General features: G+C 46.1%; 15 protein-coding genes. 2 read left to right on the top strand and 13 right to left on the bottom strand.

Going from position 1 to position 14,754, the window contains the following annotated elements:
* Positions 1 to 19 precede the first annotated feature (19 nt).
* The 4 genes from BM049_RS08020 to BM049_RS08005 form a co-directional block, all read right to left on the bottom strand.
* Complete coding sequence (locus BM049_RS08020; protein ID WP_091530301.1) at positions 20 to 2,911, bottom strand: insulinase family protein; 2,892 nt, start codon at positions 2,909 to 2,911, stop codon at positions 20 to 22.
* Positions 2,912 to 3,579: 668 nt separating this feature from the next.
* Positions 3,580 to 4,584 (bottom strand): hypothetical protein, encoded by a 1,005-nt coding sequence (locus BM049_RS08015; RefSeq protein ID WP_091530299.1) that lies wholly within the window; start codon positions 4,582 to 4,584, stop codon positions 3,580 to 3,582.
* Complete coding sequence (locus tag BM049_RS08010; protein WP_091530297.1) at positions 4,581 to 5,294, bottom strand: SatD family protein; 714 nt, start codon at positions 5,292 to 5,294, stop codon at positions 4,581 to 4,583. The genes BM049_RS08015 and BM049_RS08010 overlap by 4 nt, the downstream gene beginning before the upstream one ends.
* Before the next feature lie 156 nt (positions 5,295 to 5,450).
* Positions 5,451 to 6,020, bottom strand: a complete 570-nt coding sequence (locus BM049_RS08005; RefSeq protein WP_091530295.1) for a hypothetical protein — start codon at positions 6,018 to 6,020, stop codon at positions 5,451 to 5,453.
* Between the two features lie 133 nt (positions 6,021 to 6,153).
* Here BM049_RS08005 and BM049_RS08000 point away from each other — a divergent pair, with 133 nt between their 5' ends.
* Entirely contained in the window at positions 6,154 to 7,047 is an 894-nt protein-coding gene (locus BM049_RS08000; protein ID WP_091530292.1) for an SDR family oxidoreductase, read from the top strand.
* Between the two features lie 87 nt (positions 7,048 to 7,134).
* Here the strand turns inward: BM049_RS08000 and BM049_RS07995 are convergent, their stop codons facing one another.
* The 3 genes from BM049_RS07995 to BM049_RS07985 all read right to left on the bottom strand — a co-directional run bounded on the left by BM049_RS07995 (position 7,135) and on the right by BM049_RS07985 (position 9,311).
* Complete coding sequence (locus BM049_RS07995; RefSeq protein WP_091530290.1) at positions 7,135 to 7,557, bottom strand: OsmC family protein; 423 nt, start codon at positions 7,555 to 7,557, stop codon at positions 7,135 to 7,137.
* 17 nt (positions 7,558 to 7,574) lie between these two features.
* Positions 7,575 to 8,060: a hypothetical protein gene (locus BM049_RS07990; protein ID WP_091530287.1), complete on the bottom strand. Its 486-nt coding sequence runs from the start codon at positions 8,058 to 8,060 to the stop codon at positions 7,575 to 7,577.
* A 609-nt stretch (positions 8,061 to 8,669) separates the two neighbouring features.
* Positions 8,670 to 9,311, bottom strand: coding sequence for a hypothetical protein (locus BM049_RS07985; RefSeq protein WP_091530285.1), 642 nt, complete (start codon positions 9,309 to 9,311; stop codon positions 8,670 to 8,672).
* A gap of 379 nt (positions 9,312 to 9,690) precedes the next feature.
* Here BM049_RS07985 and BM049_RS07980 point away from each other — a divergent pair, with 379 nt between their 5' ends.
* Positions 9,691 to 10,974, top strand: a complete 1,284-nt coding sequence (locus BM049_RS07980; protein ID WP_091530283.1) for a YeeE/YedE family protein — start codon at positions 9,691 to 9,693, stop codon at positions 10,972 to 10,974.
* 765 nt (positions 10,975 to 11,739) lie between these two features.
* Here BM049_RS07980 and rplS read toward each other — a convergent pair.
* The 6 genes from rplS to BM049_RS07950 form a co-directional block, all read right to left on the bottom strand.
* Entirely contained in the window at positions 11,740 to 12,096 is a 357-nt protein-coding gene (rplS, locus tag BM049_RS07975) for a 50S ribosomal protein L19 (RefSeq protein WP_091530280.1), read from the bottom strand.
* A 136-nt stretch (positions 12,097 to 12,232) separates the two neighbouring features.
* The gene (gene trmD, locus BM049_RS07970) at positions 12,233 to 13,006 is read right to left on the bottom strand and encodes a tRNA (guanosine(37)-N1)-methyltransferase TrmD (protein ID WP_091530278.1); all 774 of its coding nucleotides are present in this window, start codon (positions 13,004 to 13,006) and stop codon (positions 12,233 to 12,235) included.
* Positions 13,003 to 13,518 carry a ribosome maturation factor RimM gene (gene rimM / locus BM049_RS07965; protein ID WP_091530275.1) on the bottom strand — a complete coding sequence of 172 codons (516 nt, stop codon included), beginning with the start codon at positions 13,516 to 13,518 and terminating at the stop codon, positions 13,003 to 13,005. Before rimM ends, trmD begins: the two co-directional genes overlap by 4 nt.
* Before the next feature lie 80 nt (positions 13,519 to 13,598).
* Positions 13,599 to 13,844 carry a KH domain-containing protein gene (locus BM049_RS07960; RefSeq protein WP_091530273.1) on the bottom strand — a complete coding sequence of 82 codons (246 nt, stop codon included), beginning with the start codon at positions 13,842 to 13,844 and terminating at the stop codon, positions 13,599 to 13,601.
* Positions 13,845 to 13,958: 114 nt separating this feature from the next.
* Positions 13,959 to 14,231, bottom strand: a complete 273-nt coding sequence (rpsP, locus tag BM049_RS07955; protein ID WP_091487555.1) for a 30S ribosomal protein S16 — start codon at positions 14,229 to 14,231, stop codon at positions 13,959 to 13,961.
* A 178-nt stretch (positions 14,232 to 14,409) separates the two neighbouring features.
* Positions 14,410 to 14,613: a hypothetical protein gene (locus BM049_RS07950; RefSeq protein WP_091530271.1), complete on the bottom strand. Its 204-nt coding sequence runs from the start codon at positions 14,611 to 14,613 to the stop codon at positions 14,410 to 14,412.
* Positions 14,614 to 14,754: the final 141 nt, after the last annotated feature.

Genomic DNA, 14,754 nt, shown 5'->3' with positions numbered 1-14,754 from the left:
TTTGTTCTGATCGAGCTGATCAGTAAAGGTCGTACACTTCATCGAACAGCTCTTTTTCGTTTTCGATCTGCGTCTTGTTCCCGATGACGACCACAGAACCTGAGTCGATGACTGTGCGGAAGTCTTCGTGCAGGGCTGACAGTTTGTCTGAATCGGTCGCTAAAATCTCTTTTTTCAGCTTGACGATATCGTCCTTTGTGATATTACGCTGCAGTCGATTGAAAGCAGTGAGTCCCTTGCTGTGAGCTGATTTCGGCTGCTCCAGCGGGCTGAGTGACCCGATGATATATTTCAGCAGTTCAGACTCGGAAAGTTCCAGTCCTTTGACGTAGTCCGGGATTTCTTTATACACGTTCAGTGTCTTACTGATGTTCGGATCACGGTAAGATCCCAGCGCCACACTGCCGTTGCGTGTATGACGGTAAAGGGAGCCGTATGCCCCGCCTTTGACACGAATGGCATTCCACAGGTAGTCAAAACGGAAAGCCGTCGACAGGACTTGCGAGGGCCCCGAGTAGTCGAGCGTTCCGGTGGCGTCACTTCCCAAACCGACATAGTTCACGTCTTGTGCTGTCACATAGGCTTCATTTTGCTTGGGTCCAGGCTGGTACATGGCTTTGTCGCCAAGGGGGTCATTCGGAAAGGAAGAAAAGGCTGCTTTCAGCGCTTCTTTGACCGTGTTCTTGCGGTCCGCTCCGCCGGTATAAAGCACATTCAAGCGGCGTTTGTTCATCAGTTTAGCTAGTAACTGAGTCAGGCTGTCTGTCAGATCAGTGGAATCTGTTTTCAGTTCATCGCGAACAGATTTGAGATAATTGAACTGGTCGACGCCGCCAATGCGTTCACTCAGTTTGGCAGTCGGTTTCACTTGGCTCAAGGCCCGGTTCGCGACGATCGCGTGTGAACCGAAGTTTATCTTGTTTTCAAAGTTGGAGATCAGTCGCTGGGTGATCTTCAAGAGTTCCGCTTTGTTGTCGAACTGAGTATGCAGGGAGATCTCTTTCATTAAACCAACCAAGTCATCTAAAGCAGCTGCCAGAGCTTTCCCGCTGACTTTGAAGAACGGTTTGATGTTCCCTTCGATATCTTCATAAACAGACATGCTGCCGTAAATGCCGCCTGTGTGGGTATCCATTTCCGTCTGCAGCGCCGCTTCATCGTAGTTCTCCGTGGCCAGTTTACCTAAGAGATGGCTGAAATAGCCTAGAAGGACATACTCGTCCGCTTCAAAGTCTTGGATGTCGAAATACAGGTCGATGTAGTCGATGCCCGACGTGAACTGATCCGCATGATAGAAACTGGTGTCTTCGCCGAACACTTCTTCATCGATCGGATAGTCCTGCTCGTCCGTCGTCAGATCCTCGCGTTTAAGTGTCGGGATCTTCGCCAGATCTTCCGGACGGTCCGGGGTTTCCTGACGCGCGATCAAAGCACGTGTCTCTTTGATGATCGTCTGACGTTCGTCTTCTGTTATATTAGCCTTATATTCCTGAAGCTGCTTGAGTGTCTCGGCTTCCTGCTTGTCGCTCTTGCCGGGTTCGGCTTTCAATATGACTTGCGTGAAGATGGCGTTATCGATCAGTTTGCGCTGGATCAGCTCTTCAAAGTAGCCCTCGTCCGCTTTTTCAGCCAGTTCTTCCAGGTAATGGTTGAACTGCAGGTTCACGAACGGGTCCTTGTCGTACAGCCAGGTGTTCAGCGTCTGGATGGCGTAAATGACCCCGCGCGGGTTGTCTTCTGATATCGCCGCTTCGCGTGTCTGGAAAGTGATTTTGTTCAGGGCTGCCTGGATCAGGTCTTTGTTGATGCCGTTCTTGACTAAATCCTTCAGTGTGTCTTGAACGACTTCTTTGAACTTAGGCATCTTGTCGGCACTGGAATACTTCGCCATGATCAGGAAAGCGGTCGGATAACCGATATCTGAGACATCGCTGTTGATGTCGCCACCGATCTCTGCGTCCAGGAGCGCTTTTTTAAGCGGTGACTGATTGTTGCCGAACAGGATCTCCTCCAGAACTTCAAGGCCGAAGATGTCCAGCGTTTCATCCGGAAAGGCCCCATGCCAGCCGAGTGCCAGGTAGTCTTTCCCGGTCGGATCATCGCCTGCTGTGATGGAATACGTATCGGAATAGACCGCTTCTTTCGGTCGGGACGGTTCGATGGACAAGTCGACAGCTTCGTCCTGTCTGCCCATCCCACTAAAGTACTCTTCCAGTCGATCGAACACATCGGAAATATTCAGGTCTCCGTAGACGATCGTCAGGGAGTTGCTTGGGTGGTAGTACATCTGGTGGAAGGCAATGAATTCTTCCTGAGTCAGGGTCGGGATCTCTTTGGGGTCGCCGCCTGAATTCTTGCTGTAAGTGGTATTGGGATACAGCTGACTGGAAACGTGATCATAGACCTGACGCTCCGGTGAAGCTGCAGCCCCTTTCATCTCGTTGTAAACGACCCCTTTATAAATGAGATCATCCTCTTCATTTTCCAGATGATGGTGCCAGCCTTCCTGAGCAAGGATCTGCGGATCCTGATACAATTTCGGCTGGAAGACCGCGTCTAAATAAACCCCGACCAGGTGACCGAAGTCTTTCTCGTTGGTGGATGCGACCGGGTAAATGGTTTTATCCGAGAAAGTCATCGCGTTGACAAAGGTGTTGAGTGACCCTTTGATCAGTTCAACGAACGGTTCTTTGGAAGGATATTTTTGTGAGCCGTTCAGAACGGAATGCTCGAGGATATGGGCGATACCGTTGTCGTTGTAAGGCGGTGTTCTAAAGCCGATCGTAAAGGATTTATTGGTATCATCGTTGGCCAGGTACAACACCTGTGCCCCCGTTTCTTCGTGTGCATATAAGTGACCTTCAGAATGGATATCTGGAAGGTCCCGTGATTCGATTTTCTTAAAGACCATACGTATCTCCTTCGTGTTCTCATTATTTTTTCATATAGGACCATTGTACATGATTTCAGCCCGCTTTGACTAGAGGAAGAGATTGAATACCTTCAATCTCCACACTTTAAAGCTTTGGATAAGGAAAGAAACGAGGCCTGCGCCTCGTTTCAGCAGCATTGTTTAGGGACTGGTTCGACTTGTCTTGATTTTGTGTATCTGAGATAAGGTTATGTGAAGAGGTGTCGGCTCAGTCTTCGGGTATAAGTGAGTGAACACTTTTGTTGGCGTAATGTCGCACTCACCCCAGTCTGACGCATGAGTGAACAGTTTTTCCATGTAAACTGTTCACTCATGTAGCTGAGAGATCATGAGCGAGCACTTTTTGTTGGCAAAATGTATCACCCACGCCATGACTGTTCACGAGTGAACACTTTCGTACTTAAAATGTATCACCCACGCTTTTAATTCTTCATGAGTGAACATTTATCCTTCCAAAATGTCGCACTCACTGAATCGCTGATCCACAAGTGAACACTTTCGAGCTTTAAATGTCGTACTCATGACAACGAACCCTTACGACTGAACACTTCTCTACAAAATTGTTCAACCCGCGCCTCACTAGAGGCGCGGGTTGTTCCTTCTTGGCTTTATAACGAAATTATATGGATACCCTGTCATCATCTTGATTATAGGAGCAGCAAAACAAGCAGTGCATAGCACGCAAAGGTGATCAGGACACTGAGCATGGTCCCGATGACGAAGTACTCAGAGAAGTACGGGTCTTCGGCGATCAGCTTGTATCGGGCGAAGGCTTTGATGGACAAGATCGCGACCACAGACAAGAGGCTACCAAAGAAAAACGACAGCAAAATCAGCAGGCGTTCGAGATTCCCGATCATGGCGCCGGCTCCTTTGAAACCGGAGTCCTGTTCAGCCTGAGACGTCAGCGCTGTATCTTTTTTCGGGTCATACTTGGAACTGACCGCCCGGATGACCTGATTGGTGGGCTTCATCAACAACAATAGCACGAAATTTAAGGCAATGAGCATTCGATACGGCGACTGTGTGACGAACGCTCCGACTGGAAACGTTGCAAGCTGGAGCAACTCTAGCCCCTGCAACAGAATCTGCAGAAGGATCAGTGTCACAGCACTTAACACGATGTATGTACTCGCATGCTTGAGCAGTCTGTTCCAGGGATAGTGACTGCGGGACTCTTTCCTGGTCAGTGCATAAAGACTGACCATAAAAATAAGGAGAAAGAGTAGCCCGATCCCCACTAGAATCCATGGATCATCACTCACAGTCACTAATTCATTCAATATGAAGATCCAGAGCAGATAGAGCATCTGCTGGATAACGAACTGGACGATAGACCTGTTTTTCACATAAAACATATGCAGCGAATGTTCACTGCTCAAGTTACTCGTGAAAAAGAAGTTCAGCGGGTGCTTGATTTTATTTTCGAATAAGATATATCCAAAAAGCAAACCCGAGACGATCACGAGCCACTTCAAGGTGAAGCCGTCACTGTCGTCATTTAGGCCGTAAAGGATCACACTCGTAAAGAGCACGCCCCAGACGAAATGAAGCGATTGAGAAACGGCGTTAGTTTCCTTTGCCTTCCCCGTACTGGTTGGCTGAAAGTAAAAGTAACTGACGACATGGGCGATCAGCGTTTCAATGATCATTTCACCGTTCTCCCCTCTTCGATCTTATCGGCAAGCAGCTGGCGCGACTGGATGTACTGTTTGATCTGGGTAGAGATGATACGCTTGCTGACGGTCTGGGCGCTGAATGACTTCCCAAGGCCGTCTCTCAAGGCGTCTGTGACCTGCTGATTACTGACTGCTCCGTAGCCGCCGGCCTTCAATACATAGTACACCGTCTCTTTTTGCGTCGCGGTCCACTGGTTGCGGATGACACTTTGAAGTCGGATAACGCTATTATGGAAAAGGTCATCAGGGTGTTCTGTCCTGATTTTTTCATTGAGCAGACCGTAGTCGTTATCTTCATGGACGGATTCGATGGCTTCTCTGGCGTGCCAGTATGCCGGCCCGTCGACACCGATACTCACTTCTTTATCTTTGATCGGTGTGATCAGCTCCCCTATACCGATCCCCCACCGGAGCGATATTTCCTCATCCAGCTGCTCTCGAGTCGTCAGCTGGAGTGCTAAAGTGATACGGTCAATAAGCAAGAAGGCCGTTTCCATATTGCTGACGAGACCCTGGAATTCATCGCCCAGTGTGATGGTGAGTTTTGACTCGATCTGTTCTGAAAATTCCTCGTTCATCTTATCGAGTATATCTGACAGGATCTGCTGGGTCTGTGCCCGTTCTTTCATCTTCTTTGACGCAATGATGTCGGCAATCAAAGCGATTTTTGACTGATGTTCCACTGTGTACTCCCCTTTCTCTATTCTTTTCTTAAATATAAACCATATATCGTTGATTTTCAAGTTTCAACCGTTTTTAGTTTATTGTTGTGAATGTAAACTGCCTCAGCAACTACGATTTTAAGGATAATCAGGCTGTTCACTTTTTATCCGCCAAGACTAGGACGTACTCATGGCAAATATCCCTTGAGTGATGTCAATGAGCAGATCATTGAGCGTGCTCACGACAAAAATAGCTTGAGTACTGCCAATGAGCGGGTCATTGAGCGTGCTCACGACAAAAATAGCTTGAGTACTGCCAATGAGCGGGTCATTGAGCGTGCTCACGGCAAATATAACTTGAGTACTGCCAATGAGGACCGCATTGAGCGTGCTCACGACAAATATAACTTGACTACTGCCAATGAGGACCGCATTGAGCGTGCTCACGACAAAAATAGCTTGAGTACTGCCAATGAGGACCACATTGAGCGTGCTCACGACAAAAATAGCTTGAGTACTGCCAATGAGCGGGTCATTGAGCGTGCTCACGGCAAATATAGAGTGAGTACTGCCAATGAGGGCCGCATTGAGCGTGCTCACGGCAAATATAACTTGACTACTGCTAATGAGAAGCTCATTAAGCGTACCCGCAGACAATGCAACTTCAGTGATGCCAATAAAAAGAGTATGGACCTCACACAAAAAAATCAGCTCGATGAAGTCTAATATATGGTCTGGATCAGGCAACTACCTGATCCCCCCTCTTATATGGGTGAATCTTCGATGAGTCATTTTAATAGAAAAACAAAAGATCCCTTGATACACTTTAACTGTCTGTTGAGTTAGACAGACACAAAATCATTAAAGGAGTCGAACGTTAATGACAGAGAGAAAACTAACTGATCCGCGTACGAAGTATTACAATGAGAAGTTTCCTGATCAAGAACAAGATACTCCTGCTTTACAGAATAAGATGGATCCTCAACCGGATTCAGGAGAAAAATCGTATAAAGGCTACAACCGGCTGGAAGGACGCAATGCCCTGATCACGGGTGGCGATTCCGGTATCGGACGTGCGGCAGCGATCGCTTATGCGCGTGAAGGCGCCAACGTGGCCATACAGTTTTATCCAGGGGAAGAAAAAGATGCCAACGATGTCAAAGAGATCATTGAAACAGAAGGAAGAAAAGCCCTGCTTCTTCCCTATGACCTGCGTGACGATCATGCCGCGACAGAAATCGTAGAGAAAACCGTTGAGGCTTTCGGCCTGCTTGACATTCTGGTCCTGAATGCCGCGCAGCAGATCGCTCAGCCGAATCTGGAGAGCTTATCCATGAAACAGGTCAACGATACATTTAAAGTCAATATCATCAGCATGTTTGAAACGGTGAAAGCGGCTGAAAAACATCTGGAACCTGGAAGTGCGATCATCACGACCACATCTGTCCAGTCCTTCAACCCAAGCACAAGTCTGCTGGACTACGCGGCCACGAAAGGCTCGATCAGTAACTTTACCGTCACCTTATCCCAGTACTTTGGCCCCAAAGGCATTCGCGTGAACGGTGTGGCACCGGGCCCTGTATGGACGCCGCTTCAATTGGACAATGGTAAACTGCCAGGAGATATCCCGACTTTCGGTCAGAATACACCACTTGGACGTGCCGCTCAACCAGTCGAACTGGCTCCCCTCTATGTCTTCTTTGCCTCAGACGAAGGCAGCTATGTGAATGGACAGATCTACGGCATCACCGGCGGGAAACCGATCGCCTTGTAATCAACCGTTTTAAGTTGAAAGACACGAATCATCCATATAAAGTTGAAAAAGACACTGTAGACTAGTCTACAGTGTCTTTCATTTTGATCAGTTTTCATAAGGAACCGTTTTGAGTGTGATCGTGGATGCATTCTGTGTCAGTTTAGCCACAGGACAACGCTTGTCTGCCGACTGAACGATCGCATCGGCACGGTCCAGCTCCAGACCTTCGATAGCCGCAAAGACATATACCTGGAAATAATATCCCGCACCGCTGTCTTCACGTCTGAGCTGGATTTTTGCCGTGACTTTGCTTTTATTCGTCAGGCCACGTGCTTTAAGTAACGATTTGATCGTCGCATTCAGACAGGTGGTCAGAGCCAGACCGAACAACTCTTCAGGATTCGTTCCGGGCTGATCGTTGACCGGACTGGAAACTGTCACATTAAGCTTCCCTTCACCTTCGACGTAGGCTGTGCCTTCGACCCCATCTTCATTATGAACGGTTGCTTCAAACAAATGATCTTCCACTTGTCTCACCTTCGCTCTTAAGCTTTGACTTGAGAAACGTCTACACCTTCGATTTTTTCAAGCTGTGGCAATAATGCTTTTAAAATACGTCCGCCGTAAACAAAGACGTCCATCATCGGGCTTGCGTCTTCCCCTGTGATTCCTAAGTGACGCATGATGATCTCACCATCACCTGAAACTACGAAACGGTAGTAACCGGAACGCATGGCATTGATTTCGTTCAATGCTGTCGTGATTTCAGGCATTTTGTTGCGGTCTGTGACCTGGCCGATTTTATTGTAAGTGATCTGGTAGTTTACACGCGGCTGATCTGACTCATGAATGATCACACCACATGCGACAGCTTTCTTATCCTGGATGCGCAAAGCTGTCTGGAATACGATCTGTTTCTGTGTTACCTGTTCGCCGTCTTTAGTACGGATCGGTGTTTCAATGTCTTTCATTTTGAATTGGATCTTTCTGTCTTGCGCTAAGTGCATAAAGTTATCTGTAATTTTGCTCATGATATAAATCCTCCAATAATTATAGTTTCGCGTGTCTGTGTTCCACACAAAAATTATTATAACATAAAACGCTTACTAAATATAGACAACTTGAGGGATTGACTCATGGTTTTTAATAATGCTGAATAAATAGAGCGATCCTAGGCTAATTTCATTAAAATCAGGTGAGCGAAGCAGCCTCTTGTTTCCTTCATGATACACTTGGTTCGTGGAAATGAGCCATGTATTTATTTTTAGAATTCCTTTACCAGCTGATAAGAGAGAGTGCGATTGAGATGGTAAGAAATTTGGCGGGTTTACCAGCTGCTGGATGTCTATCCTTTAGAGCTGGTAGGCAATCTGTTAGGCCTACCAGCTCAATTAGCTTTTATCTAATGAGATTGTAAGCAAAAGGCTGGGCCTACAATCTCGATCTGCTTCAATCCAATGGGTGTGTAAGCAATAGCTTGGGCCTGCCAGCTCAATCAGTGCTGGTCTGCTGAGTCAGTATTCCAATCATTTCCAGTACCCGCTCATCTGTGCTGTTGTTCCTGAGTTGGCCATAACGATCTCTATAAGTGCAAATACACCCACAAACTACACGTGTTCGCCCCTGATTCACTAAAGTCCTCACATCAGTTCAAGGGTATCCATTTTCCAGATGCCGTCCTCTTTCTTCAACCCATAGAGCGTCGAAAAGCCATAGGTTCTGAAATGCCCCTTGATTTCAACAGTCACATACTCCTCTGTACGATCATCATCCCTGGACCGAACGGAGTCATAGTTCCTATACCTTACTGTCGAATCCTTGGCACTCATCATATAGTCTGAATCAAGATATAGCTGTTTGAATCCATCGAAAGACGGGAGCGAGCCGTTATCGTAGGTTAATGTGTAGAGTGTTTCCAGATCATTCTCAGTTATGGCATGATAGTACAGCAACGTGATTTTTTCTGGTGAAAGATCTGTGAGATGCCGCGTTTCGTCTGTTTCCAGAAACCGCTGATAAGCCTCTTCTTCTAACGCACTGAAAGCTGAGAGATATGTAAAGTCTCGTGAAAGTTTGTCTATCTTTACCTCTTTTTCATATAGTTCACTTTCCAATGCTTCGATCTTAGAAGCCTGTGCAGCGATTATTTCCTCTTGAGCAGTAAGTGTCGCCTGTAGCACTTCGCTGTCAGTCGTCTCTTCTGCGCTGTTATCTGCAGCTGAGCATCCGGAAAGTGCTGTTGCAGCAAGACCGATTACGACAAAGTTCCTGATCTTTATCATGTATTCACCTCCTTCTTTGACACACGTAATGGTTATACCAAGAGTATAGTACACTGCCCTGTTATTTTAAAGCAGTCAGGGAAAGATTGCTGTGCAAACTACTTTTTTCAGTGTATTAGAGGAAAAGTTAAGTGCTCACGCTTTTAGTTGAGTTGCAGCGGCCATTATGTTCAGCAAAATACAATATATTCTAGTGTGCAAAAATAAAAAAACATAGGTGATCAAATGCGGAATGTTGAATAAAAACCTAATATAAAGTGGTTTGTTTTTGTATTCCTTAAAAGAATGGATCTATAACTAAATCATTTATTGTACTTGTCCTGTTCCTATTATATTATAATAGTGAAATAAATCACATATACAAAAAGGAGAGTTCAATATGTTACTGTCAAAACCAGTACAGAAAGAGTCGAAGATTCAACCGATTTTTGGCTTTGCGTTTTTAGGCATTATTTTATTTATGGGTTACAATTTCCTGGGATCAGGTATGCTGTTTTTCCGTCTGATCATGGGACTGACGCTGGGTTACGCTTTATCCCGCGCTTACACCGGTTTCGCCGGAAGTGTGAACCGTGCGTATACCACGGGGTCCACGAAGTTGATGCGTACCCTCATGTTCCTGTTTTTCATTTCGACAATGGTCACTACAGCTTTTCTGTTTAATTCAGATCCCACCACTTTTGGTTTGTGGATCAACCCGATCAACTTCGGTTTGATTGCCGGAGGATTATTATTCGGCTTTGGAATGGCCTTTTCCGCCTGCTGCGCTTCAGGCGTTTTAACAGACTTGGTAACGGCTTTACCTCGTGCGTTAGTGACACTGGTATTTTTCGGCATGGGTGTTTTCTTAGGTTTCCCGATCCAGCGTTCCAGTGAATTCGTCACAACGACCTGGTTCAACTCCAGCACGTTCGAAAGAGGCGTGTTCTTCCCTGACTTATTTAAATGGGACGGCATGAATGGTTACTTGGGAGCAGTCGTTCTGACTGGTCTATTGTGCGGTGTGGTCGTCTTCTTCAGCTTCATGTATGAACGTTCACGTAAACGTAAAGGCTTAGGCACGACTCACTTTATGGAAGCTATGCAAGATGAACCAGATACCTTTGACTCAAAAGACTACAGCTTATTCTCAAACGAAACATATAACCGTCTGTTTATCCGTCCCTGGACTTTGAAAGAAGGCGCAGTCGTTATCGCGCTGGTGTTTGCACTTCTGATGGGTGTGACAGGTTCAGGCTGGGGTGCTTCTACCCCTTACGGTTTCTGGTTCGGTAAAGTTCTTATGCTGTTTGGTGTTTCTGCAGAGGCTCTGGCCGACTTTACCCTCGGTGCTCCCGAACACTACAGTGCGCCGTTCTTCAGTCATCCGATCAACACTCAGAACATGGGAATCTTGCTCGGGACATTGATTTTCCTTCTGACAGCCAATAAATTTAAAGAGACATTCATGTCTGAAATGAACTTATCCCTGCGTCAATTCTTCCTGTTTGCATTAGGCGGCTTGTCCATGGGATTAGGCACACGCTTGGCAAACGGCTGTAATGTCGGTGCGCTTTATACACCGATCTCACAGTTCTCATTATCCGGCTGGGTCTTCTTAGTCGTCATGGTTCTGGGTGGTATCCTCGGAAACAAATTCGCCAAAGCCTGGTCTTCTCAATAATCAAAGATTCAGTAAAGCACCACGTTCCGGTTTTAACGGAGCGGGGTGCTTTTTACATGTTATCGAGTATTATTCGTTAAGTGGACAGCGGGGCTGTTTTTTGGAGTAAGGTTATGCTAATCATTCGAAAGCTCAAACATACTAAGATTAGTCCCAGCCTCTCCCTTCTTGGAGCACATTTAATAGTAGTCAGAATTAATATGATGCTGCTGACTGTTCCTTTACCATTTCATAGGTAAAAGCTACTTTGAGATGGTGAGCAATTCGTCGGGCCTACCAACTGGTTAGTACTTAGTCGTTTGAGTTAGTGTACTATGCTCTAGGCTTACTATCTCAATGATGACTTTTCCATCGAGATGGTGCGGAAATATGAAAGCTTACTAATTGGCGATCCATTATACTACTGAGTAAGTAAGCGTTGAGCTAGGCACACCATCTCAATAAGCATTTATCTAGTGAGATGGTAGGCAAATGGCGATCCACACCATCTCGATCAGCTTTCTCCCCTCGAGTTAGTAGGCAATCCCCTGGGCTTACCGGCTCGAGGACCATCAGCTCGTCCAGTTGGTCTTACAGTCATTTCCGATCGCTTCATCGGAACGCTTCTCTTCTAACTAAATTGAACCTAACCATCTCTAAGAGCGAGAAAAAGGCTGACTGAGCGCCCGCTCTCAGTCGTCTATCTTAGCTCTGCTGTCCTCTTTTTCCGGACAACAGAAAAACACCGGTTCCTCGTAAAAGAGGTTCCGGTGCTTCAATAGCATACTATTTGTTTTTACGTACGCGTTCTGGAATACGAGCTGCTTTACCACGTAGGTTACGTAGGTAGTATAACTTCGCACGACGTACACGACCTTGACGCGTGACAACAATTTTTGCAACACGTGGGGAATGTACTGGGAAAGTACGTTCAACGCCGACACCGCCAGAAATCTTACGGACAGTGTACATTTCGCTGATGCCTTTACCACGACGGCTGATTACGACGCCTTCAAAAAGCTGAATACGTTCGCGTTCACCCTCAACAATACGCGCATGAACAGTTACGCTGTCTCCTGGACGGAAGTCCGGTAAGTCAGAACGTAATTGTTCTTTTGTGATATCTTCGATCAATTGATTCATCTTTACATCTCCTCTCGCGCAACACTCATAAAGAGCACGTCCCAGCGGAATATTGCGAAAATAAAAGTGGTTGCCCACTCAATTATTAACTTTACCATACTACCAATAAGGTGTAAAGGACTTTTACTTACTTTCTCTAAAAATCCTCTGTATGATTGACTTGCTCGCCGGTCTCGTCTGCTTCCTTTTTCCACTTTTCGATCAGGGCTTTATCCCTGTCCGATAAGTCATAAGCTTCCAGCATGTCCGGACGGCGTTCAAAGGTCCGCTTCAGGGATTCCTCGTGGCGCCATGCCTCGATCAGCCCGTGATTGCCGTTCATCAGGACTTCCGGGACTTTCATGCCTTTGTATTCAGCCGGCCGCGTGTAATGCGGATGTTCAAGGAGTCCGCTGGAATGCGAATCGGTCTGAGCGGAAGCGGCATTGCCCAAAACTTCAGGCAGCAGGCGGACGGTCGCATCGATCATGACCATGGCAGCCAGCTCGCCCCCTGTGAGGACGTAATCCCCTAAGGAGACCTCATCTGTCACCAGTGTGCGGATACGCTCGTCATAGCCTTCATAATGCCCGCAGAGGAAGACCAGATGCTCTTCTTCTGCAAAGTCTTCGGCCATCGCCTGGTTAAACGGCTTACCGGCCGGATCCATCAAAATGACCCGTTTTTTCGTTTCAGGATCACGTTCGTTGATTGAATCCATTGCTTCAAACAGCGGTTCCGGTTTCAAGAGCATCCCGGCTCCCCCGCCATATGGCGTATCGTCAACGACCTGGTGCTTCCCTTTGCCGAACTGGCGGAAATTCACTTTGTTGACTTCAACGATATCTTTTTCGATGGCCCGCTTGACGATCGAATGACCGAGCGGCCCGTCGAACATTTCTGGAAAAAGTGTCACGACATCTATTTTCATTCGTCCAACCCTTCCATCACATGGACACGAACGACCTGGTTCAAGATATCCACATCTAAGATCACCGGTTCGATATAAGGCAGCAGCAGGTCTTTCTTGTTCGGACGCTTGACCACCCAGACATCATTGGCGCCGGGCGACAGGATCTCTTTGATCGTGCCGATCTCTTCACCGGAATCATCATCGATAACGGTACTCCCGACGACTTCGTGAATGTAAAATTCGTTCTCAGGCAGTTCTAAAAGCATATCTTCACTCACGCGCAGGGTCCCGCCGACGAAATGTTCCACTTCGTTGACATTGCCGTACCCTTCAAAGGATAACAGATCAAAGTTCTTGTGCGTACGGTGTGTTTTAACGGTCAGTTCTTCCTGCCCGCCCTTTTTACCAAACCAGATCAAAGGCGCTCCTTCATAATAACGCTCTTCAGGATTGGTCGTGGTCGACAGCACGCGGACTTCCCCCTTGATCCCGTGCGTGTTGACGATTTTTCCAACATCATAGTAGTCCATCGTTTTCCTCCCTTTTATTCAATATCGATACAAAAAAAGGATGAACTCATAGAGCCATCCCCGTTTTTCTGTTCAATTGACTAGTCGACGATCGTCAGACGGACACGTTTAGGTCCATCGAACTGGATACTGTAAACGATGGAACGGATCGCCTTGGCAATACGTCCGCGTTTCCCGATCACACGCCCGACATCCTCTGAATGAACAGATAACAAATATTCGTGAAAGTCATCTGTGTCTTTTAAATCGAGTTTAACGTCTTCAGGGTGACTCACTAATGGTTCGACAATGGTTCTGATTAACTCTCTCATCTCTGTATCAGTCATAATACCATCCTTTGTTTAAATGCTCTCTATATAGAATGAAGAAAAGACATGGAACAGTAATAACTATTAGCGCTCCATCCTTTTCTTCTTAAGTGATTCATTTAATTCGAACGATTATTTGCTGTATTTCTCGTCGTGGAATCGTTTGATGATTCCTTTTTCTGATAATAAGTTTTTAACTGTATCAGAAGGCTTAGCGCCATCTCTCAACCATTTCATAACGAGTTCTTCGTCAACTTTAACTTCAGCTGGTTTTGATACAGGGTTGTAAGTTCCAACTTGTTCAATAATGCGTCCATCACGTGGAGCACGAGAATCAGCGACTACCAAACGGTAAAATGGATTTCTTTTTGAACCCATACGTTTCATGCGGATTTTTACTGCCATTATACTTGCACCTCCTGTTGATTTGATGATAAGGCGTTCTTTTCATTTTAAAGACCCTTTTGCTTGAGTTTAGTTCTCTTTCAAACTCACGATAGTAATCTTATCATGGAATGAAATGCTCGTCAAGTGTTTTTTCTTTACAGAGTAAAATTTGTCGGGGCTGTACCCTTTCACCTAATCAGAACTCTTTTAGATCCTCTTCAGACTTTATCGGAATCACTTTGCTTAAAAGAAAACCAAGACCGAACGCCATGAGTGCGATCAACGGTAACCGCCAGAGAAACGGCAGGCTTCCCAAGGCTGTTTCTTGAACAATGATCGATACAAGGAATACAGTTAGTGCGACATTCAGACCGAACCGCACTGAATTTTTATTGGACATAATTTTCCGCCACCTCTTCGAAAGACTTTATTCTAAGATATCATAAACCAGGTGAAGTTTTCATAAAAAAATGAAAAGTGCTTCTCCATAAAATCTACATATTCAGCTATTATACTAAATAATGTAAAAGATTTTTAGGAG

Source organism: Alkalibacterium subtropicum (assembly GCF_900112455.1).
Lineage (GTDB): Bacteria > Bacillota > Bacilli > Lactobacillales > Carnobacteriaceae_A > Alkalibacterium > Alkalibacterium subtropicum.
Note: the sequence above shows the minus strand (reverse complement) of the source record. Positions and strands in the feature narration are given on the sequence as shown.

What these genes read in the sequence shown, in the direction of transcription:
- rpsP (WP_091487555.1), bottom strand. Translation starts at nt 14,231, where the DNA reads ATGGCAGTAAAAATCCGCATGAAACGTATGGGTTCAAAAAGAAATCCA.
- BM049_RS07980 (WP_091530283.1), top strand. Translation starts at nt 9,691, where the DNA reads ATGTTACTGTCAAAACCAGTACAGAAAGAGTCGAAGATTCAACCGATT.
- BM049_RS07960 (WP_091530273.1), bottom strand. Translation starts at nt 13,844, where the DNA reads ATGACTGATACAGAGATGAGAGAGTTAATCAGAACCATTGTCGAACCA.
- BM049_RS07950 (WP_091530271.1), bottom strand. Translation starts at nt 14,613, where the DNA reads ATGTCCAATAAAAATTCAGTGCGGTTCGGTCTGAATGTCGCACTAACT.
- rimM (WP_091530275.1), bottom strand. Translation starts at nt 13,518, where the DNA reads ATGGACTACTATGATGTTGGAAAAATCGTCAACACGCACGGGATCAAG.
- BM049_RS08015 (WP_091530299.1), bottom strand. Translation starts at nt 4,584, where the DNA reads ATGATCATTGAAACGCTGATCGCCCATGTCGTCAGTTACTTTTACTTT.
- rplS (WP_091530280.1), bottom strand. Translation starts at nt 12,096, where the DNA reads ATGAATCAATTGATCGAAGATATCACAAAAGAACAATTACGTTCTGAC.
- BM049_RS08020 (WP_091530301.1), bottom strand. Translation starts at nt 2,911, where the DNA reads ATGGTCTTTAAGAAAATCGAATCACGGGACCTTCCAGATATCCATTCT.
- BM049_RS07985 (WP_091530285.1), bottom strand. Translation starts at nt 9,311, where the DNA reads ATGATAAAGATCAGGAACTTTGTCGTAATCGGTCTTGCTGCAACAGCA.
- trmD (WP_091530278.1), bottom strand. Translation starts at nt 13,006, where the DNA reads ATGAAAATAGATGTCGTGACACTTTTTCCAGAAATGTTCGACGGGCCG.
- BM049_RS08000 (WP_091530292.1), top strand. Translation starts at nt 6,154, where the DNA reads ATGACAGAGAGAAAACTAACTGATCCGCGTACGAAGTATTACAATGAG.
- BM049_RS07990 (WP_091530287.1), bottom strand. Translation starts at nt 8,060, where the DNA reads ATGAGCAAAATTACAGATAACTTTATGCACTTAGCGCAAGACAGAAAG.